The sequence below is a fragment of the Arthrobacter horti genome, from assembly GCF_030731045.1.
Lineage (GTDB): Bacteria > Actinomycetota > Actinomycetes > Actinomycetales > Micrococcaceae > Arthrobacter_E > Arthrobacter_E nanjingensis.
The window spans coordinates 245,144-263,976 of the sequence record NZ_JAVALS010000004.1; the positions used below are offsets into that span (position 1 = coordinate 245,144).

General features: G+C 68.4%; 18 protein-coding genes, 1 other RNA gene, 1 pseudogene and 1 riboswitch. Of the genes and pseudogenes, 11 read left to right on the plus strand and 9 right to left on the minus strand.

The window, feature by feature from the left end:
* Positions 1-5 precede the first annotated feature (5 nt).
* The 11 genes and pseudogenes from Q9R02_RS08870 to Q9R02_RS16505 all read left to right on the plus strand — a co-directional run.
* Positions 6-392, plus strand: coding sequence for a TadE family protein (locus tag Q9R02_RS08870; RefSeq protein WP_305996305.1), 387 nt, complete (start codon positions 6-8; stop codon positions 390-392).
* Positions 385-831, plus strand: coding sequence for a hypothetical protein (locus tag Q9R02_RS08875; RefSeq protein ID WP_305996306.1), 447 nt, complete (start codon positions 385-387; stop codon positions 829-831). The genes Q9R02_RS08870 and Q9R02_RS08875 overlap by 8 nt, the downstream gene beginning before the upstream one ends.
* Complete coding sequence (locus tag Q9R02_RS08880) at positions 828-1,277, plus strand: pilus assembly protein TadG-related protein (RefSeq protein WP_305996307.1); 450 nt, start codon at positions 828-830, stop codon at positions 1,275-1,277. The genes Q9R02_RS08875 and Q9R02_RS08880 overlap by 4 nt, the downstream gene beginning before the upstream one ends.
* Positions 1,278-1,341: 64 nt before the next feature.
* Entirely contained in the window at positions 1,342-2,457 is a 1,116-nt protein-coding gene (gene prfB, locus Q9R02_RS08885; RefSeq protein ID WP_305996308.1) for a peptide chain release factor 2, read from the plus strand.
* 224 nt (positions 2,458-2,681) lie between these two features.
* Positions 2,682-3,416, plus strand: a complete 735-nt coding sequence (gene ftsE / locus Q9R02_RS08890) for a cell division ATP-binding protein FtsE (RefSeq protein ID WP_305996309.1) — start codon at positions 2,682-2,684, stop codon at positions 3,414-3,416.
* Complete coding sequence (gene ftsX, locus Q9R02_RS08895; RefSeq protein ID WP_305996310.1) at positions 3,413-4,327, plus strand: permease-like cell division protein FtsX; 915 nt, start codon at positions 3,413-3,415, stop codon at positions 4,325-4,327. Before ftsE ends, ftsX begins: the two co-directional genes overlap by 4 nt.
* A gap of 40 nt (positions 4,328-4,367) precedes the next feature.
* Positions 4,368-5,792: a peptidoglycan DD-metalloendopeptidase family protein gene (locus Q9R02_RS08900; protein ID WP_425279240.1), complete on the plus strand. Its 1,425-nt coding sequence runs from the start codon at positions 4,368-4,370 to the stop codon at positions 5,790-5,792.
* A 94-nt stretch (positions 5,793-5,886) separates the two neighbouring features.
* Positions 5,887-6,357, plus strand: coding sequence for an SsrA-binding protein SmpB (gene smpB / locus Q9R02_RS08905; RefSeq protein WP_305996311.1), 471 nt, complete (start codon positions 5,887-5,889; stop codon positions 6,355-6,357).
* An 89-nt stretch (positions 6,358-6,446) separates the two neighbouring features.
* Positions 6,447-6,815, plus strand: a transfer-messenger RNA (tmRNA) gene (ssrA, locus tag Q9R02_RS08910).
* Between the two features lie 150 nt (positions 6,816-6,965).
* The gene (locus Q9R02_RS08915; RefSeq protein WP_305996312.1) at positions 6,966-7,304 is read left to right on the plus strand and encodes a type II toxin-antitoxin system Phd/YefM family antitoxin; all 339 of its coding nucleotides are present in this window, start codon (positions 6,966-6,968) and stop codon (positions 7,302-7,304) included.
* Positions 7,265-7,357, plus strand: a pseudogene (locus Q9R02_RS16505) (PIN domain nuclease); the annotation flags it as partial. The gene Q9R02_RS08915 and the pseudogene Q9R02_RS16505, both read left to right, overlap by 40 nt.
* 123 nt (positions 7,358-7,480) lie before the next feature.
* Here the strand turns inward: Q9R02_RS16505 and Q9R02_RS08920 are convergent.
* From Q9R02_RS08920 to rsgA, 9 genes are all read right to left on the minus strand, one after another.
* On the minus strand, positions 7,481-9,724 hold the full coding sequence (locus tag Q9R02_RS08920) for a transglycosylase domain-containing protein (RefSeq protein ID WP_305996313.1): 2,244 nt from the start codon (positions 9,722-9,724) through the stop codon (positions 7,481-7,483).
* A gap of 75 nt (positions 9,725-9,799) precedes the next feature.
* Positions 9,800-10,291 carry an SRPBCC domain-containing protein gene (locus tag Q9R02_RS08925; protein WP_305996314.1) on the minus strand — a complete coding sequence of 164 codons (492 nt, stop codon included), beginning with the start codon at positions 10,289-10,291 and terminating at the stop codon, positions 9,800-9,802.
* Complete coding sequence (locus Q9R02_RS08930; RefSeq protein ID WP_305996315.1) at positions 10,266-12,188, minus strand: glycoside hydrolase family 2 protein; 1,923 nt, start codon at positions 12,186-12,188, stop codon at positions 10,266-10,268. The genes Q9R02_RS08925 and Q9R02_RS08930 overlap by 26 nt, the downstream gene beginning before the upstream one ends.
* Positions 12,189-12,237: 49 nt before the next feature.
* Positions 12,238-12,951, minus strand: a complete 714-nt coding sequence (locus Q9R02_RS08935; RefSeq protein WP_305996316.1) for a metal-dependent transcriptional regulator — start codon at positions 12,949-12,951, stop codon at positions 12,238-12,240.
* Between the two features lie 25 nt (positions 12,952-12,976).
* Positions 12,977-14,236 carry an Nramp family divalent metal transporter gene (locus Q9R02_RS08940; protein WP_305996317.1) on the minus strand — a complete coding sequence of 420 codons (1,260 nt, stop codon included), beginning with the start codon at positions 14,234-14,236 and terminating at the stop codon, positions 12,977-12,979.
* A gap of 105 nt (positions 14,237-14,341) precedes the next feature.
* Positions 14,342-15,118, minus strand: coding sequence for a class I SAM-dependent methyltransferase (locus Q9R02_RS08945; protein ID WP_305996318.1), 777 nt, complete (start codon positions 15,116-15,118; stop codon positions 14,342-14,344).
* Positions 15,119-15,208: 90 nt separating this feature from the next.
* Entirely contained in the window at positions 15,209-16,594 is a 1,386-nt protein-coding gene (locus tag Q9R02_RS08950; protein WP_305996319.1) for an aminotransferase class V-fold PLP-dependent enzyme, read from the minus strand.
* Positions 16,595-16,630: 36 nt separating this feature from the next.
* Positions 16,631-16,746: riboswitch (SAM riboswitch) on the minus strand.
* A 94-nt stretch (positions 16,747-16,840) separates the two neighbouring features.
* Positions 16,841-17,662 carry a histidinol-phosphatase gene (gene hisN / locus Q9R02_RS08955; RefSeq protein WP_305996320.1) on the minus strand — a complete coding sequence of 274 codons (822 nt, stop codon included), beginning with the start codon at positions 17,660-17,662 and terminating at the stop codon, positions 16,841-16,843.
* A 45-nt stretch (positions 17,663-17,707) separates the two neighbouring features.
* Positions 17,708-18,832, minus strand: a complete 1,125-nt coding sequence (gene rsgA / locus Q9R02_RS08960) for a ribosome small subunit-dependent GTPase A (protein WP_305996321.1) — start codon at positions 18,830-18,832, stop codon at positions 17,708-17,710.
* Position 18,833: the final 1 nt, after the last annotated feature.

Here is an 18,833-nt window from a genome sequence, read left to right on the forward strand (position 1 = left end):
CGTCTATGGCGCGGCATCGGGGATCCTGCGAGCAAGGATCGGCTGTGGTCGACTTCGTCCTGGTCGCCGGGCTCATGACGGCGCTCTTCCTGGGGATCCTCCAGCTCACCGTGATCCTGCACGTCCGCAACACCCTGGTGGACGCGGCGTCCTCCGGGGCCCGGTACGGCGCCCTCGCGGACCGGACGGCCGCGGATGCGAAGGGCCGGACGGAGGATCTCATCGGCTCGGCGGTCGGAAACACCTTCTCCCAGGACGTCACGGCCGACGAACAGCAGGTGGATGGCCGACGGATCGTCACCGTGACCGTGCGCTCGCCGTTTCCAGCCCTGGGCCTGCTGGGCCCCTCGCTCGCCTTGGAGGTGAGTGGTCATGCTGCTCGGCATGCCTGATCTCCGGCGGCTCCTCCACGCCGGCGAGGACTCACAGGAAGAGGGGAGCGCCGCGGTGGAGTTCGTCTTCCTCTCGCTGCTTCTGATGGTCCCGGTCCTCTACTTCGTCATCACGGTCGCCCAGATCCAGGCGGCCGGGTTCGCAGCTGCCGGGGCCTCCGACCAGGCCGCCAAGGTGGCCGCGACGTCCGGTGACGACGTCTCGGCCGGCCGTGCCGTGGATCAGGCCGTCACCATGGCGCTGTCGGACCAGGGCTTGCCCCGGAGTGCGGCCGCCGTGCGTGTCGACTGCCAGCCTTCGGACTGCCGTGCGCCCGGGACAGCCGTCACGGTCCAGGTGGAGGTGACGGTCCCACTGCCGTTCACCCCGCCGGGAGTGGGCCTGAACGCGGCCCACGTGTCGTCGAGCGGGACGCAGATCGTCGGGAGGTTCAGGTGACCGGAACGGCAAGCGATTCCGAGCGGGGGAGTGTCAACATCCTCGCCCTCGGTTACCTGGTCATCGCCTTGCTGGCCGCCGTCGTTCTCATGGCCGCCTCATCGGTCTACCTGGAGCACAAGAAGCTGCTGTCGCTCGCCGACGGGGCGGCGGCATCCGCCGCGGACACCTTCGACGTCGCCGGGATCGGCGGCGCCGGACAGGGCGCCGTGGTGCGGCTCGATGACGGCCGGGTCCAGGCCGCGAGCACCGAATACCTCCGGCGCAGTCCCGAGGCGGCCCGCATGGAGGGTGTGCGTGTCCTGGCGGCCTCCGGCAGCCAGGACGGCCGGACCGCCCGGGTCACCCTGCAGGCTCTCGCACGCCCGCCCATCGTGAGTGCCTTCCTCCCGGACGGGATCGTCCTGGAGGCGAGCTCGACGGCGCGTGCCCGGCTCATGCGCTGACCGTCCGTCGTCGTGTGCCGCGGCCGCACGGAAGCCTCGTGGGATGCCGTAGTCTTGGAAGACCATGGCTGAGACTGATTTTCCCGCAGAGATCCGCGCCCTGAGGGCCACCTACGACTCGATCGCCCAGGTGACGGACATCGACTCCCTCCGCCGGGATATCGCCGAGCTGAGCGAAAAGGCCGGCGCCCCGGACCTCTGGGACGACCCGGCAGCCGCTCAGGTTGTCACCTCCAAGCTCTCCCACCGCCAGTCCGAGCTGGAGCGCCTGATCAAGCTCTCCGACCGCATCGATGATCTGGAGGTCCTGGTGGAACTCGGCCAGGAGGCCGGTGACGAGGACTCCCTCATCGAGGCGGACAATGAGCTCGCCTCCGTCCGCTCCGCCCTGGAGCAGCTTGAGGTGGTCACTCTTCTGTCGGGCGACTACGACGAGCGCGAGGCCGTGGTGACCATCCGCGCCGGCGCCGGCGGTGTGGACGCCGCCGACTTCGCCGAAATGCTCATGCGCATGTACCTCCGCTGGGCCGAACGCCACGGCCACTCCACCAAGGTCATGGACACGTCCTACGCTGAAGAGGCCGGCCTGAAGTCCGTCACCTTCGAGGTCAACGCGCCGTACGCCTACGGCACCCTCAGCGTCGAGGCCGGCACCCACCGTCTGGTGCGCATCAGCCCCTTCGACAACCAGGGCCGCCGCCAGACCTCCTTCGCCGCTGTGGAGGTCATCCCGCTCATCGAGCAGACCGACCACATCGACATCCCGGACAACGAGATCCGCGTGGACGTCTTCCGCTCCTCCGGTCCCGGCGGCCAGTCCGTGAACACCACGGACTCCGCCGTCCGCCTGACCCACCTCCCCACGGGCGTGGTGGTCTCCATGCAGAACGAGAAGTCCCAGATCCAGAACCGCGCCGCCGCCATGCGTGTGCTGCAGTCCCGCCTCCTGCTGCTGAAGAAGGAGCAGGAAGACGCGGAGAAGAAGGCTCTGGCCGGTGACATCAAGGCGTCCTGGGGCGATCAGATGCGCTCCTACGTCCTGAACCCGTACCAGATGGTCAAGGACCTGCGCACCAACCACGAGGTCGGCAATACGAGCGCAGTGCTCGACGGCGACATCGACGACTTCATCGACGCCGGCATCCGCTGGCGTGCTGATGGCCGTAAGACCGAGGACTGACCCCACACGCTCCCTGGCCTCGCAAGCTCGGCCCGGGACCCTCGCGCGCGGGCCCGGCCCACTCGCTCCCGCTCCACCTGCGACACGCCGCCCGATGAGGGCGGCGTTTCCAGTATGCGGACATAGACTCGTGAAGCCGGTGCCATCACTTCCCCCAAGACCAGGCCCGGGCACCGGCCGCTGGAGCGGCTTCCCCATGCCCGCCCGCGGGGCTGTGGGAAGCCATGATCCGTTTCGAAAATGTCACCAAGGTCCACGACCCCCGGGCCAAGCCGGCCCTTGACTCGGTGAGCGTCGAGATCGAGGGTGGCGAGTTCGTCTTCCTTGTGGGCGCCTCCGGTTCGGGGAAGTCCACGTTCCTCAAGATGATCTACCGGGAGGACGTCGCCACCAGCGGCTCCGTCTACGTGGCCGGCCACAACGTCTCCACCCTCACCAGCTGGCGCGTGCCGAAGCTTCGCCGCAAGATCGGCGTCGTCTTCCAGGATTTCCGCATCCTGCCCCAGAAGAACGTGTACCAGAACGTGGCGTTCGCCATGCAGGTGATCGGTGCCAGCCGGGCCCGCACCAAGGAGCGTGTCACCGACGTGCTGGCCATGGTGGGCCTGGAAGGCATGGAGAAGCGCATGCAGCATGAGCTCTCCGGCGGTGAGCAGCAGCGCGTCGCCATCGCCCGCGCCGTCGTGAATCAGCCGGACATCCTGCTGGCCGACGAACCCACCGGCAACCTCGATCCCACCACGAGTGAAGAGATCACCGAGGTCCTGAAGAAGATCAACGCCAACGGCACCACGGTGGTCATGGCCACCCACGACGACGACATCGTGGACCGGATGCGCCGCCGCGTGATCGAACTGTCCCGCGGCAAGGTCATGCGTGACGAGGCCAAGGCCACGTACACCTCCCTGATTCCCAAGGTCACCCCCGCCACCGGCACCACCGGGGAGGCCCAGGCATGAGGCCCATGTTCATCTTCGGTGAGATCGTCAACGGTCTGCGCCGCAACCTCTCCATGTTCATCTCCGTGGTCCTGGTGACCTTCGTGTCCCTGACCTTCGTGGGCGCCGCCGGCATGCTGCAGATGCAGATCAACCAGATGAAGGGCTACTGGTACGACAAGGTCCAGGTGGCCATCTTCCTCTGCAGCCCGGGTTCCACCACGGCGAACTGCTCCTCCGGCCCCGTCACCAAGGAGCAGCAGGACAATCTGCGCAAGCTGCTGGATTCGGACGCCGTGCGCCAGTACGTGAACGACTACCAGTTCGAGTCGCAGCAGGAGGCGTACGCGCACTTCAAGGAGCAGTTCGCCAACTCGCCGATCGTGGACTCCGTGACCCCGGATCAGCTGCCCTCCTCCTTCCGCGTCAACCTCAAGGACCCGCAGAAGTACCAGATCATCTCGGAGAGCTTCTCCTCCCAGCCTGGGGTGGAGAGCGTGATCGACCAGCGCCAGATCTTGGAGAAGCTGTTCTCCGCGATGAACACCGCGTCGATCGTGGCGATCGGCATCGCCGCCATCATGATCGTCTGCGCGGCCCTCCTGATCGCCACCACCATCAGGCTCTCAGCCTTCATGCGGCGCAAGGAGACCGCCATCATGCGCCTGGTGGGCGCGTCCAAGGCCGTGATCCAATTGCCGTTCATCCTGGAAGGCGTGCTGGCGGCAGTGGTGGGGGCACTCCTGGCGTCCGGCGCCATCTGGGCGATCTCGCACTTCTTCCTCACCGGTTACCTGGCGGATCAGTACAAGCAGACCGCCTTCATCTCCGACGCCCAGACCCTCTGGCTCGTCCCCGCCTTGATCGCCCTGGGCGCGGTCATCGCGGGCGTCTCGTCCCTGTTCACCCTCCGTAAGCCGCTCAACGCCTAGGCCCCAAGAGAAGCCGGCCTCCCCACCGGGAGACCGGCCCATGGAAAGGACCGCAGTGAAGACTCCCGGACCAACAACGCGGCGTCGTGCCCGGCAGAACGCCGGGCACGACGGCGCCGCATCCACCCGCTCACTGGTGCGCCGCGCGGCATCGGTCTCCGCCGTCGTCGCCCTTCTGCTGGCCGCCGGCATCGCGCCGAGCCGTGCCGACGACCTCGATGACCAGCAGCAGCAATTGCAGAACCGGGCCGCCGATGTGCAGTCCTCGCTGGAGTTCCTGGACGGCAAGATCGCCAAGTCCGCGGCGGACCTGACGCTGTTCCAGGGGCAGCTGCCGGGCGCGCAGAAGGCCCTTTCCGATGCACAGGGAAGGGTCGCCTCCGCAACCGCCGAGGCCGCTGCTCTGGCGGCCCGCGTCGACGCGGCGCAGCAGAGCAAGGCGCGGCTGGGCCGGCAGATCGAGCAGGACCAGGCGCAGTCCGAGGACACCAGGAAGCTGATCGGGCAGATCGCCACCCAGGCGTACAAGTCCGGCGGCGTGCCGGATGACCTGTCCCTCCTCTTCGGGTCCACGGACCAGGAGTCGCTCGTCAGCAGCATCAGCCTGGCCGACCAGGCGCTGCGCACCCAGAATGCGGCCATGGAGAAGCTCAACCAGCAGAAGGCGGTGCACGTCAACCAGTCGGCGCGCCTGGCCGCCGTCGAGCAGGAGATCTCCGACCTCAAGGCGCAGGCCGACGCAGCCCTGGCACGCGAGCAGGTGGCCCGCGATGAGGCGGCGCGCAAGAAGGCCGCCGTGGACACGCTGGTGGCAGACACCACGCGTCTGAATAAAGAGCTGACAGCGTCCAAGCCCGCCATCCAGGCGCAGCTGGCCAAGGTCAACGCCCAGCAGAACGAGGTGGCCGCGCAGATCAAGGCCCGCGACGAGCGTCTCCGTCAGGAGTGGCTGGCAGAGCAGCAGCGCAAGGCTGAGGAAGCCGCGCGGAACTCCGGCGGCGGGGGAGGAGGCTATGTCCCGCCGGCCCCCGGGCCTATCTCCGCGTTCGGCATCCGCGGCCCGTTCGACGGCAACCCGCCGATCACCTCCGGCTGGGGATGGCGCGCGACGCCCCCGGGCACCATCGACTTCTGGGGCACCGGCGGGTACATGCACACCGGCATCGACTTCGGCGTCGGCTGCGGCACTCCGGTGCACGCGGCCGCGGCCGGCACGGTGGTGGTGGGCGGCTGGCTGAACAACGGCGGTGGCTACACCGTGCAGATCTCCCACGGCGTGGTGCAGGGCAACGCCCTGACCACCGTGTACTACCACAACAGCTCCGTGGTGGTCTCGCCGGGTCAGCAGGTGGCGCAGGGGCAGGTGGTGGCCTATTCGGGCAGCACCGGCAACTCCACCGGCTGCCACGCCCACTTCGAGACGTGGGTCAACGGTTCCCCGGTGGACCCCATGGGCCTGCTCTAGTAGCGCTTCCGGAAGACCCGCTCCATGTCGGAGCGGGTCTTCCGTTCTTCCCGGGTAGACTGGAAGGACTGTTTTCACGAAGAAGGAGTCCGCCGTGCCGAAGGAAAGTGGCCGGAAAGTCGTGGCCACCAACCGCAAGGTACGCCACGACTACGAAATCCTGGACACCTATGAGGCCGGCATCGCCCTCATGGGGACCGAGGTGAAGTCCCTCCGCGAGGGGCACGCCAACATGGGTGACGCGTTCTGCACCTTCTACGGCGACGAGCTGTGGATGGAGCAGACTAACATCCCCGAGTACAGCCAGGGGAGCTGGACGAATCACTCGTCCCGCCGCCGGCGCAAGCTGCTGCTGCACCGCTCCGAGCTGATCAAGATCTCCCAGAAGATCCGCGAAAGCGGCTTCACCGTGGTCCCGCTCCAGCTGTACTTCTTGGACGGGCGCGTGAAGGTGGAGATCGGCGTGGCGCGAGGCAAAAAGGAGTATGACAAGCGCCAGTCGCTCCGGGAGGCCCAGGACAAGCGGGAGGCCCAGCGGGTCCTCCGCGCTCGCAACCGCCGATAGCGTGGATCCCCGGGAACGGGTATACTGAAGAGTCCTGCATGGGAGACTGTGCGGGGGTCTGGTGACAGACCGGCTTGATAAATGAACATGGGGATGATCGGTTTCGACGGTGTCTGTCGAGGCAGGTGAAGCGGGCCGAGGATGCAGGCTTATCTCGTAAACGATGTCTGCAAACCAATAAGTGCCAACTCTAAGCGCACTGACTTCGCTCTTGCTGCCTAAGCAGTAAGACAGTCCGTCAGCCCAGGGATGCTATCGCCCTGGTGTCTGGCGTCGATTAGATAGCCACTGCTGATCGCTTTCGTCATCGGAGCGATCGGGACTTTTTGATGACTGGGCCCGGATCAGCCGGCTGTTTGCAGCATGGCTGGGGCCGAGAAAATCCGACGCAAACTGCGCCCGGAGAAGCCCTGCTGAAGCAACATCGGACGCGGGTTCGATTCCCGCCATCTCCACGCTCGTGATGACCCAGGTCATCGGCCACAGCCCTCACCCCCTCCCGGGGGTGAGGGCTGTTTGTTTGAGGCGGTGGTTGCCGGCCCGGGGCGCTTGTCCACATGGCCGGACAGGCGCCGCTCAGGTCCCGGGAATCCGCTTAGCGTCAGGGCATGAGCTATCGCTACGAAGATGAACCTGACTCCTGGTACCGTCCGGAGCCATACTGCGCAGAGGTTGACCAACTGGACGTGGTCAACATGGGACAGTACAACGTCCAGGACGCCAAGACCCGCCTCTCGGAACTGCTGAACCTCGTGGAGCGAGGGGAGGACGTGGTGATCGCCAAGGCCGGGAAGCCCGTCGCCCGCCTGGTGAAAATCATCCCACCCACCAAGAGACGGCTCGGATACGTCAAGGGAACCCTCCCGGATGAGTTCCTTGAGCCGCTGAGTGAGGAGGAGGTGCTGCGATGGGAAGCCCCGACTATCTCCTCGACACCCACGCCCTGATCTGGGCGCTGACCGAGCCCAGGAAGCTGTCCGTCAAAGTCCGGCGCATCGTGCAGTCCCTGGATCATCGCCTGGTGGTGTCCGCAGCCTCGGCCTATGAACTCTCCTACAAGCATCGTCTGGGCCGGCTTCCGGGCCTGGACGGGCTACTGCTGGGGCATCCCCGTCACGTTGTGTCAGCCCCGGCCCTTAGCTGGCTTGGTCGGCTGGACCGGGTTCGTCGTCACGGGAGGCTGGTTCTGTGTGCTCAGCTGAGTCTGGCGCGGCTGGTTGTTCTGCTGCGGCGGCGTGGGTGGGGCGAAGTCGCCATGATCGTAGAAGGCCTGGGCCTTCTGCATGTACTGCACCCACTGCGGACCGGCGATGTAGGCGCCGTCGATGGCCTCGTAGAACACGCCATTGACCCAGACGTGCTGACCAGGATGGGCATCGCTGCCATTGAACGGGTCACCGAAGAAGGACGCCGTCGCCAGGCCTTTGGTGTATCCCACCACCCAGGTCTGGTTGTTGAACTGGTTGGTGCCGGTCTTGGCCGCCGCCGGGACGCTCAGCTTCTGGGGGATCAGCTGGCCTGATCCCTTGGCCAGCACGTCCTGGAGCACGTTCGTGGCCTCCTTGGCCGCCTCCGGGGATATCGCATTCGCCTTGCAGTCCTGTGCCTGTCCGCCGATCTTCTTGCCCTGTCGGTCGTCCACCTCTGCGATGGAGACCGGCGTGCAGTAGGTGCCGTTGCTCGCGAAGGTGGCGAACGCGTTCGCCATGGTCAGCGGCGACACATTGTAGGAGCCCAGGAGTGAGCCTAGCGTGTTCATGCTGAGCTTGGCACCCTTCCCGGCGCCGTCGTGCATGCCCAGAGCGTCTGCCGCGCGCTGGATGTCGCAGAAGTCGTTCAGACCGGCGGCGGAGGCGAATGTCGCCGTGTTGATGGACAGGTAGATGCCTCGCCGGACCGACATGGGCTGGTAGTAGCCGTCCTCGTCATTCTGGAGGTCCTTGTCAGCTCCCTCACCCACCTGCGCCGAGTCGTACGCACCGATCACCGGTCCACACGTGCTCTTCCACGGGTAACCCAGAGGATAGACGCGGCGTGAGGCATCCACGATCTGCTCCGGGGACTTGCCCTCGCCGAGCCAGGCCGTCAGTGTCACCGGCTTCATGGTGGAGCCGGGCTGCATTCCGCCCACGCCACCCAGCGGATTTCCGTTGGCATCAGAGGCGTCCACATTGAAGTTGTAGTCGGATTCGAAACCCGAACCATGGCCAGGCAGGAAGCGGCTGTTCTGGGCCATCGCCACCACCTTGCCGGTGCCCGGCTGCACCGTCACCAGGGAGGATCCCCACTTGTCCGGATTGGCGCCGGTGGTGGAGTCCACCTGGGCCTGCGCTGGGCCCTGCAGCCGTGGGTCCAGGGTGGTCTTGATGGTCAGGCCGCCGCGCTCCAGCAGGTTCCGCCGGTCATCCGTCGTGGCCCCGTAGGCCGGATCGTTGAGGATCTGGTTCTCGACGAAGTTGCAGAAGTATTCCGCCTGCGAAGCGTACGCACAGCCCTGGTGCGGCGCCTTCAAGGCCAGTGTCAGCGGTGCCTTCACCGCGTCGTCGTACTCCTTCTGCTTGATGTAGCCGTGCTGCAGCATGGTGCCGAGCACCAGATTGCGGCGGGACACCGCACGGTCCGCGTGCGCGACCGGGTCGTAATAGCTGGGGCCGTTGACCAGCCCGGCCAGGAGAGCCGCCTGCGGCAGGGTGAGCTGTGAGGCGTTCTCCGAGAAGAAGTACTGGCTCGCCGCCTGGATGCCGTACGCATTGCCACTGAACGGGACGATGTTCAGATAGCCCTGCAGGATCTGGTCCTTGGACATCTGCTTCTCCAGCCCCAGAGCCAGCTTCATCTCGCGGAGCTTGTCACCCGTGGTCTTGTCGCCGTTGAGCACCACGCTGTCGCCCTGGCCCTGGGCCACCAGGTTCTCATTCAGGACGTTCGTCACGTACTGCTGGGTGAGCGTGGACGCGCCCTGGTGGCCGCCGGAGGCATTCGTGGCCAGGGCACGCAGGATGCCGATGGGGTCCAGGCCGCCGTGCTCGTAGAAGCGGTAGTCCTCCACGGAGACGATCGCGTTGCGCATCACCGGGGCGATCTGGCTGAGCTGTACGTCCGTGCGGTTCTCCGTGAAGAGGGAGGCGATCTGCGAACCGTCCGCCGCCAGGATCTTGGTCACCTGCCCCGGCGGGGTCACGGTGAGGTCCGCTGGAAGGCTGTTGAACATGCTCTGGGACCCGTTCACCGCGGCGCCGGTCACGGCGACGGCGGGCGTCAGCAGGCCTGCCGCAAGCGCGCCCACCACGGCGCTGACGGCCAGGAAGGCGAGGAGCTTGCCAAGGATTCCAACGGTCCCGGCCGCCGTGGTCTTTTCCGAACTCACAGGCCAGACCCTAGCGGACGCTCATGGGGAAACGCTGAGAACCCCCGGTTTCGTCACGATTCACGGGGCGCCCGCTCACCGGTAGAACTCGTCACGCAGGACGATTCCGTGCTCCAGCCACACCTTCAGTGCGGCCAGCATCCCGGTCCATCCCATGCAGTTCCCGAAGGCCGCCTGGGCACCGGCCGGGGTCGGCAGCCACGCCGACTCGGTGACCGTGACCTTGGTCCGTGCCCCGCCGTCCACCGGGGTGAAGGTGAACTCCACCAGCGTCCCGGCGTCGTCCGCCACGCTTCCCGGGGCGTTCGCCCAGCGGATGCTGATGAGCCGGTCCCGCTCCGCCTGCACCACCTCCACCGGGAAGGCTCCCGGGAAGTCGGCGAAGTCCCAGGTGACCGTGGCGCCGGTCTCCAGGCGGCCCTGTGCGCCTCCCGTGGTGAAGTATTCGCTCAGCTGCTCCGGATCCGCCACGGCCTGGTAGACGTCCGCCACCGGGCGGGAGATGAAGCCGAACACCTCGTAGCGGAGCTCCTCCAGCGGATCATTCGGATTCTGCGACTCGGTCATGCCGTTCCTCTCCTTCAGGGGCCGTGGTGTCCTCCACGCTACCGTCCGCCGCCACGATGGCCGGGGAAGCCGCGACGCCGGTGACCGCCTCCTTCAGCAGCGGGAGCGGTGCTTTCGGCGTGCGGTCCTCGAACAGCAGGCCGTTCGTCTCCTGCCGGGTGTCCGCCAGCTGGGTGGTACAGAGCCCCGCCAGGGCCGGTGCCGCACGGAACCCCGCCATGAGGGAGGACAGGCGGTTCAGGAAGTCCTCCTGCGAGGTGGCACTGCTGTACCCCCACGACTCCGGATCGGCATCGGGCGCATAGGAGATCCCGCCCAGTTCCGTCACCATCAGCGGGACATCCTGCCGTTGGGCCGTGCCCGCCATGAGCGGCTTCCCCGCGGCCGTGAACTCGCGGGCCAGTACCGCCTCCCGTGACCTGTACCGTTCCCGGACCACCTCACCGGATGGTTCGTAATCGTGGACGGTCAGCAGATCGGAGTCCACATGCTCCCAGCCATCGTTGGAGACCACCGGGACGCCGGGCGCCCGGGCCCGCGTCAGAGCCGCCAGCGCCGCGAGGTGGGCGCGCTGCGCAGGGGAGCGGGCGACGTCGTCGGCTCCCCAGCTCTCATTGCACGGCACCCAGGTGACGATGCACGGATGGGAGGAATCCCGCTCCAGGATGTCCAGCCACTCCTGAACGCTGCGCCGCATGGACTCCGGACTGAACACGAACGGTGCCGCCGCCTCGGCCCAGACCATGAGACCCAGCCTGTCCGCCCAGTACAGGAACCGTGGGTCCTCGGCCTTCTGATGGACCCGCGCCATGGTGAAGCCGAGCTCCTTGATCAGCTCCACCTCGCGGCGCAAGGCCTCCGGCGATGGGGCCGCCAGATGCGACTGGGGCCAGTATCCCTGTGTCAGGACGCCCAGTACCGCCTGCGGTGCACCATTGAGCAGGAAGTCGTCCCGTCCGGTGCCGCAGCTGCGCAGCCCCAGGTAGGAGTCCGCCACATCGTCCTCCTGCCCCGGAACCTCGAGTGTGACGCGCGCGTCCAGCAGTGTGGGCGAGCCGGGCGACCAGCGGAGCGCCCCGGCGTCGAACGCCTGGACCGGCAGGCGGAGGCTCAGCTCCGACCCATGGCCGACGACGTCGCTCTCGCACTCGGCGAGCAGCTCGCCGTCGTGCCACAGACTCAGGCCCGCGCGGGTCCCGGGGGCCGCGCGCCGGGCGGTGCGGACCGCGGCCGTCACGCCCCGCAGATCGCCGTGAGCCGTCCAGCTGAGGCGTTCGAGGTGCTGGCGCGGCACCGACTCCAGCCACACCTCCTGCCAGATGCCGGAGGTCCGGTGGTACCAGATCCCGTGGGGTTCCAGGTGCCAGTCCTGCTTGCCGCGGGGCTGTTCCAGATCGTGGGGGTCGTCCAGGACGCGCAGCACCAGGGACCCCGGGAGGTCTCCCAGGGCGTGGTCCAGTTCGAAGGTGAACGGGGTCTGGCCGCCCTCATGCCGGCCGAGAAGCCGTCCGTCCAGCCAGACGTCGCAGGAGTGGTCCACGGCGCCGAAGTGCAGCAGGAGCGTCCGGCCGGGCTCGTGGCCTGCGGCCTCCAGCTCGTCTTCGCGGAGCTCCCGCTGATACCAGGCGAGTGGATGGAAGCCGGTGTCCCCGATGCCGGAGGCGGGCGATTCCCAGGGGAACGGCACGGTGATGGACTCAGGGAACCCTTGGCTGTGACGCCAGCCGTCCCGCAGACCTTCATCCGCGTCATCGAAGCGGAACGTCCACGGGCCGTTGAGGCTGGACCAGGTGCTGCGCAGCAGCTGTGGCCGGGGGTGCGTGCCGTCCTGCCGGGAGGCCGAGGGTGCGGCGCCCTGAGATTCGAAGGGGCCGGGGATCGCGTGGAAGTCTCCCATCAGCCCATCCTTGGACGGGGCGCGAAGAGCGTCAACCCCTGAAGGGCCGTCAGGCGAGGGTGCAGCCTTCGTGCGGGGTGTCGTCGGCCACCCAGAGGGCGTGCAGCGCCTGTTCGCCGAGCTCGGCGGGGTGCCCGGCGCCGCCGTCGGCGGTGGAGACCAGCACCTGCAGAGCCCCGCTGAACGGTTTCCGGGGGCCCACCTCCACATGGGTGTCCACGTCGATGCCCTCGCGGCTGAGGTAACGCAGGAGCTCCGGGTCGTCATCGCTGATGCGTGTGATGCTGCCGTGGTGCCCCTCGTCCAGTTCGGAGAGGAGCCGGGCAGCCGGGAGCTCCAGAGCGCCGTCGGCGTCGGGGATCGGATCGCCGTGGGGGTCACGGGTGGGGTGGCCCAGCTTGGCTGCGAGGCGGTCCACGAAGGTCTCGGAGACGGCATGCTCCAGGAGTTCCGCCTCGTCATGGACCTCGTCCCAGGCGTAGCCCAGCTCCTCCACCAGGAACGTCTCGATCAGCCGGTGCCTGCGTACCACGGTCAGGGCAAGGCCTCGTCCGGCCTCCGTGAGGGTGACCGCGCTGTACGGCTTGTGGTCCACCAGTCCCAGGTCCTTGAGCTTGCGGACCATCTCGGAGACGGAGGAGTTCGCCACGCCGAGCCTCTGGGCCAGCTGGGTGCTGCTGATGGGCTTGTCCTGCCACTCGGTGAACGAGTAGATGACCTTGACGTAGTCCTCAATGGAGGACGAGGCGGCGGGGGACTTCACGGACTTCAGTCTACCGAGCGGTACCTCAGGCGGTGCCGGTCACGCTCAGCCAGATCAGGAAGCCGTTGAGGATCACCACCAGGACCGTGCTGAGTACGGCGGTCAGCTGGAGGGCCCGGCCGTCGGCGTGCGCGCCCATGAGGCGGCGGTCCCGGCTCATGAGGATCAAGGGGATCAGGGCGAAGGGAATGCCGAAGCTCAGGGCGACCTGGCTCAGCACGAGCACCAGCGTGGGATCCACGCCCACGGCCAGCACCACCAGCGCGGGGATGAGCGTGATCACGCGCCGCGCCAGCAGCGGGATCCTGATCTTCAGCAGGCCCTCCATGATGGTGGCGCCAGCGTACGAGCCCACCGAGGTGGAGGCCAGCCCGGAGGCGAGGAGCCCCACGGCGAAGATGACGCCGATGGCCGGTCCGAGCGTCTGGGCGATGGCCGCGTGCGCGCCCTCGATGGAGTCCGTGCCCTCCCGTCCGGCCAGGGCTGAGGCGGCGAGGAGCAGCATGCCGATGTTCACGACGCCGGCGATCGCCAGGGCGGTCACGACGTCCCAGCGGGTGGCGCGGAGGAGCCGGCGCAGCGTGGGCTCGTCAGGTGCGGCCGTACCGCGCGGCCGGTGGCGGTCACGGGCCAGGGCGGAGTGGACGTAGATGGCGTGGGGCATCACGGTGGCGCCCAGCATGCTGGCAGCCAGCATGACCGAGCCGCCGTCCTCGAAGCGTGGCGCCAGACCCCCCAGCACCCCGCCCGCGTCCGGTGGACTGACCAACAGGCCGCACAGGAACCCGACGGTGATGATCGCCAGGAGCACGATGACCGCGTTCTCGAAGGCCCTCTGGCGGCGCCGGCTCTGCATGCTCAAAAGCGCCATCGACGCGGCGCCGACGATGAGGCCGCCCCCAAGGAGAGGGAGGCCGAAGAGCAGCTTGAGGGCGATGGCTCCGCCCACCACCTCGGCCAGATCGGTGGCCAGTGCCACGGCTTCCGCCTGGAGCCAGAACAGCCGTCGCCCCCAGGTGGGGAAGCGCCGTCCCAGCAGTTCAGGGAGCGAACTGCCGGTCACCAGTCCCAGCTTGGCCGATTGGTACTGCACCATCATCCCCATGAGGTTCGCCGCCACCAGAACCCAGACCAGGAGATAGCCGTATTTGGCGCCCGCGGTGAGGTTGGCGGCGACGTTCCCGGGGTCCACGTAGGCGATCGCGGCCACGAACGCCGGGCCGAGGAGCAGGATCCCCGGGGTGGCGCGCCGGGCCGGGGCCTCGGTGGACAGTGCGGTCTTCATCGACCCCTCCTTGTCTCAGACGGTCCGTAGCTATCTTAGGTAATCCGAATCAATAGATTTCGGTCCACCTAAAATAAGCCTGCCGAGGCGGGCGTGGCAAGTCCGTCAGGCGCGGACGGCGCGCCAGGCGTAACACCGGTACGGCAGCGTGAGACGCTCCCCGACGGCGTGGCCCAGGTGCTCGTGGAGGTACCAGTCCAGATTGGCCAGGACCTTCGCCCGGACCGCCTCAGAGGAGCGCAGGTAGTAGCTGCGTGACTTGGTCAGCTCCATCACCTCGAGCGTGGTGAGCTCGTCATGCCACGGCAGCACTGCGGCCTCGGGCGGCAGGAACTCCGGGCCGATCGAGGGGGCGTAGTGGGGCTTGATGACATCCCCGGCGTGCATGATCCGGGTGAGCCGGTGCACCCACGGGACTGAAGTGTCGAGCTGGTTCCACAGCAGGACGAGGCGTCCGCCGGGCCTCAGGATCCGGGCCGCCTCGGCGCTCGCGGCCGCCGGGTCGAACCAGTGCCACGCCTGGGCCACGGTCGCGACGTCGGCGCTCGCGGTGGGCAGTCCGCTCGCCTCGCCGGTGCCCAGCACCGTGGTCACCCCGGGGAGTGCGACGTGCAGCTGGGCGAGCATGTCCTCGGACGGTTCGACGGCGGTGACCGCCAGCCCCAGCTCCGTCAGCAGGCCCGTGAACTTGCCGGTCCCCGCCCCGAGGTCCACGGCGTCGCGCGCTCCGTTCGGGACGGCCCAGCGGGCCGCTTCCGCCGGATAAGACGGACGCACCTGTTCGTAGTGCTCCCCGCCGGTCTCGAAGGCCCGGCCCATCTCACGGCGCCGGGCCGTGGTCATGCGGGGTCCGCCGACGGGGGAGACGTGAGGTGCGGGCATGCGGTGGGAACTCCAACTGGTCGGGACTATCTGTCGCTAAAAGGGTCTCATGGCGACAGATAGTCCCGACCAGTTGGAAGGGTGGGGCGATCAGTCGGTGGTGCAGGGGGCCGCGCCCGCCGTGCCGGGCGTGTTGGGCGCCCAGTGCGGGTAGCTGCGGGTGTCATTGGACGGCACCCAGCGGCCGGAGTCGACCACGTAGTCCCAGCCCAGACCCCGCTCGCGCAGCTGCCGGATGCCGGCGATCAGCCGCTCGGCGTCCTCCAGGCGGGAGCCCAGCCCGAAACTGGCGCGCAGCGAACCGGCCGGCAGGCCGAGGCGCTTCAGCAGCGGGTGCGCGCAGAACTTGCCGTCCCGCAGGCCCACACCGTGCTCGGCGGACAGGTAGGCGGCGACGAGGCCGGCGTCGTAGCCTTCCACGGAGAAATTGACCACACCGATCGAGTCGGCCGAGTCGCTGAAGACGCGGTGCACCGTCACGCCCTCCACCGCGGAGAGCCCCGCCTCGAGGTGGGCGCGGATCTCCGCCTCGTGGCGCTGCCATTCGTCGTGGTCCAGGGAGGCCAGGACCTGCGTGGCCTTGGCCAGCGTCGCGGCGCCCAGGACGTTCGGAGAGCCGCCCTCGTGGCGGGCCGGGCCCGTGGTCCAGGTGACGGAGTCCAGCCGGGCCTCACGCACGGCCCCGCCGCCGAAGAGGTGGGGTGTGCCCTCGTTGAGCCAGTCCGGGCGGCCGACCAGGACGCCGGCGCCGAAGGGTGCGTACAGCTTGTGACCGGAGAAGGCGAGGTAGTCGACGTCGAGCGCTGCGATGTCGATTCGGCGGTGCGGGGCCAGCTGCGCGGCGTCGACGGCGATCCGGGCGCCGTACTCGTGGGCGAGCGCGGCGAGTTCGGCGATGGGCAGGATCTCACCGGTGACATTGGAAGCGCCGGTCACGGCCAGGAGTGCCACGCCGCCGGCGGCCAGCTCCTCGCGGATGGCCTCCACGGTCTCCGCGAGCGTCTCGCGGGCCACGATGCTGCGGTGACCGACGCGCTGCCACGGCAGGAGGTTGGCGTGGTGTTCGATGTCCAGGTACAGCACGTCGCCCGCCTGCTCGCCGTTGCGGCGCGGGAGGCAGCCGGCCAGCACGTTCAGCGAGTCCGTGGTGTTGCGGGTGAAGATCACCAGGTCATCCGGGCGGCCGCCCACGAACTCGCGCACGATGTCCCGGGAGTTCTCGTAGACGGAGGTGCTGATCTGCGATGCGTAGCCCGCGCCGCGGTGCACGCTGGCGTAGTACGGGAGGATCTCGTTCAGATAGGCGGAGACCACGCTGAGCGCCGGGGCGGAGGCGCCGTAGTCGAGGTTGGCGTAGCGGACCGTGCCGCCGTGGATCAGGGGAGCCTGGATCTCCGCGCCCGTGACGGCCGCGTAGGGGCGGTCCGCGATCGACGGCGCGTCAAGGGTGCTGGGGGCAAGGGTATCGACGGACATACTGGACCTCTGCGGATCGAGGGGCCCGCACTGCGGGCGCCGCGCTTGCCGTTCCGCTGTCTGCGGCCGGCCTGGTCGTCACCCGGGGCACCCCACCGCGTCTGGAGGGTTGCCGGCCAGCAAACCGGGGTTTAGCGCTGGCACTCGTGACCTGGTACCGACTCTACGGCAGCGGCGCGCTCCCTGAGGAACGCGCCGCGAATATTACGCTGAGGATGACCGGAATCGCTCCGGAAAATTCGGGAGTCAGTGCCCGGGGAGCAGGTCGTCCAGCGCAGGATTCAGCTGGTGCAGGAAGTCCGAGTGCAGGATGCCGTTGCTCGCCACGGCGTTGCCGCCGAACGGTCCGTCCTGACCGTCCAGCGAGGTGAAGCGCCCGCCGGCCTCGGTGACGATCGGCACCAGGGCCGCCATGTCATAGAGGTTGAGTTCCGGCTCGCAGGCCAGGTCGACGGCGCCCTCCGCCACCAGGCAGTACGACCAGAAGTCGCCGTAGGCCCGGCTGCGCCAGACCGTGTCCTGCACCTCGAGGAAGCTGTCCAGCAGTCCGAGCTCCTTCCAGCCGCCCAGGCTCGAGTAGGAGAGAGAGGCGTCCTCGAGCCGGTGGACGTCGGAGACCTTCAGCCGGGTCGCGGAGGCCAGCGAACGGCCCGTGAACGCACCATGCCCCTTGGAGGCCCACCAGCGGCGGCCCAGCCCGGGGGCGCTGACCACGCCGACCACCACGTCCTCATCCTCGATCAGGGCGATGAGCGTGGCCCAGACAGGCACCCCGCGCACGAAGTTCTTGGTGCCGTCGATCGGGTCCACCACCCAGCGGCGGGAGCCGTGCCCCGAGGTGCCGAACTCCTCACCGATCACGGCGTCCCGCGGGCGGGAGCGGGAGAGCTGCGCCCGGATGTACTCCTCGGCACTGCGGTCCGCGTCACTGACCGGCGTGAGGTCCGGCTTGGTCTCGACCGTGAGGTCCTGCGCCTTGAAGCGGGCCATGGTCAGGGCATCGACCTGGTCGGCCAGGACGTGCGCCAGCCGGAGATCGTCGGTGTAGTTCTGGGGGGTGACCGTCATGGGTTAAACGTACCCGGATGGCGCGCCGGCGACGGCAGCCGTGACTCAGGGCGTGCCGAGTTCCTTGGCCTCGCGCTCCTCCTGGGCTCCGGCGTCGAGCACGCGGCGCAGGGAATCCAGGCGGGAGGCCCCCGCCGGCCCGGCGTGGCCCTCGGCGACCCAGGCGTCCAGGCCGCAGCCCACGGCCTGGGAGTCGTGCTTGCAGCCTCGTTCGCAGGCCTCCGTGCCGGGTTCCAAATCCGGGAACGCCGCAAGGATCCTCTCCGGGTCCACCAGGGCCAGCCCGAAGGAGCGCACGCCGGGGGTGTCGATGATCCACGTCCCTGGGGCGGCATCCGGCATCTGGAGTGCCAGGGCGGAGCTGGAGGTGTGGCGTCCGCGGCCCGTGACGGCGTTGACCTTGCCCGTTGCGCGGTCCGCGCCCGTCAGCGCGTTCACCATGGTGGACTTGCCCACGCCGGAGTGGCCCAGGAGGACGCTGACCTTGCCGTCGAGCTCCTCGCGCAGTTCCTCCACGGCCGTCCCGAGCAGGGAGGCGGAGCCCCCGTCCGCGCTGCGGGCGTCGATGCCGCTGGCACCGGCCTCCGTGGTCCGGCTGACGATCACACGCAGTTCCAGCGCCTGGTAGTTGGCCAGGAGTTCAGCGGGGTCCTTGACGTCCGCCTTGGTGATGAGCAGGACCGGTTCGATCCCGGCGTCGTACGCGGCCACCAAGGTGCGGTCGATGAAGCCGGTGCGCGGCTCCGGATTGGCGGCCGCCACCACGATCACGAGCTTGTCCGCATTCGCCACCACCACGCGCTCCACGGGGTCCGTATCATCCGCGCTGCGGCGCAGCAGGGTCCGGCGCTCCTCAATGCGGACCAGACGGGCCAGGGTATCCGGAGCGCCGGACACGTCGCCCACCAGGGCCACGAAGTCGCCCACCACCACGGCCTGGCGCCGGAGCTCCTTGGCCCGGGCGGCGATGACGATCCGCTCCTCGGGGGAGCCCTCATCCAGGACGGCCGTATACCGTCCGCGGTCCACCGTGACGATGCGGCCGGTCACCGCGTCATCATGGCTGGGCCGGTCCTTGGTCCGCGGCCGGGAGCCCCGCTTGTTGGGGCGGAGGCGGACGTCCGATTCGTCCCATTCGGACAGGGAACGCGCAGCGCTGCCACGGCCCATC